The sequence below is a fragment of the Pseudoduganella sp. RAF53_2 genome, from assembly GCF_052113985.1.
Taxonomy (GTDB): domain Bacteria; phylum Pseudomonadota; class Gammaproteobacteria; order Burkholderiales; family Burkholderiaceae_D; genus Rugamonas.
The window spans coordinates 1-1,339 of the sequence record NZ_JBFRDW010001009.1 but is presented as its reverse complement, the minus strand read 5'-3'; the positions used below and the strand labels follow the sequence as shown (position 1 = coordinate 1,339).

The window sequence follows — 1,339 nt, the reverse complement described above, 5'->3', positions numbered from 1 at the left end:
GCCGCGGACTCCGCGCGTGCTGCCGACGCCGCCTCCGTCCGCGCCGAGCGTGACGCCGCGCGCGCCGCCCGTAATGCTGCCCGCGATGCTGCGCGTACCGCCCGTCTCGCCCGCAACGACATCGACCCTGTGCCGCCGGTACCGCCGGTGCCGCCCGCACCACCAGCTCCGCCTGCACCCAACGCCGCGTTGCCCGCCGTCCCTGCTATCCCGGCCCTGCAAGCCCATCCAATGCCGAAACCGCCCAAACCACCCAAGCCACCCAAAGGTGAAGGCGACGGCTGGCATTACAGCTTCAGCGACGATGGCCGCAACCTGTCCTACGCCATCATCCGTGACGGCAAGAAAGTCTCGATCACTGGCCGTCGCAGCGACTGGGAGCAGCTGAGCAAAGTCCAGTCCGACGTCAAAGGCGATTTCGTCTGGGTACGCAAGGACGGCAAGGCATACGTGATCCAGGACCCAGCCCTGCTGGCCAAGGTCGCTGACGCCTGGAAGCCGGTCGAAGCGCACGCTGCCAAGATGGAAGAGCAGGGCCGCGCCATGGACGTGCGCGGCAAGGAAATGGACAAGCTGGGCGAGCAGATCGAGAAGGCCGTGCAGGAAGCCATGGGCGGGCCTGAGCAGCGCGCCGCCATGCGCAACTTCGAGCGCCAGATGGAGCAGCTGGGCCGCCAGCAGGAACGCATCGGCCGCGACATGGGCCGTGTTGGCGAGCRTATGGCCGATGCCAACGAGGAGCAGCGCGCAAAGCTCAACGAGCAAATGCGCCAGCTGCAGGAAAAGATGCAGCCCCTGCAGGAGCAAATGAGCAAGGCCGCCCAGCAGTTGGCCGCCCAGCACGCCAAACTGGATTCCAGCCGCGAGCCGATGGCATCGCTGCACCGCCAGATGGCCGAAGCCAGCAAGCCGATGCAGGAACTGGGCCGCAAAATGGGCGAGCTGGGCCGCGAGCAGGGCCGCCTTTCGCGCGAGGCCGACAAGACCGTGCGCGACCTGATCGACGACGCCATCACCTCCGGCCGCGCCAAACCCGTGCTGTAAAACTGGTGGCTGCCACATCGTGGCAGCCACCTGCTCTCCGCCTTGGGTTCTGATCAGGTCCGTGGCACGCTACGGCCCCTGTCTTCACTCATCATCCCGTTGCCGTCGCTTCCCTGGTAGGCAAGTGCTGGCATAATGGGTGGCCAACCTTGAGAGATCGCCTGCCATGAAGAATTACATTGCTGCGCTTGTCCTCTGCCTGATCGCTGATGCCGCGTCGGCCTGCAAAGTGCCGGCGGTGGCGTCGGATATGCAGGCTTATCTGCGGTCGAACAATATGCCGAAGGTGGTCTTG

At 65.6% G+C, this 1,339-nt stretch carries 1 pseudogene; it reads left to right on the top strand.

Going from position 1 to position 1,339, the window contains the following annotated elements:
* Nucleotides 1-1,044 (top strand): annotated as a pseudogene (locus tag AB4Z11_RS31875) (hypothetical protein); the annotation flags it as partial.
* Nucleotides 1,045-1,339: the final 295 nt, after the last annotated feature.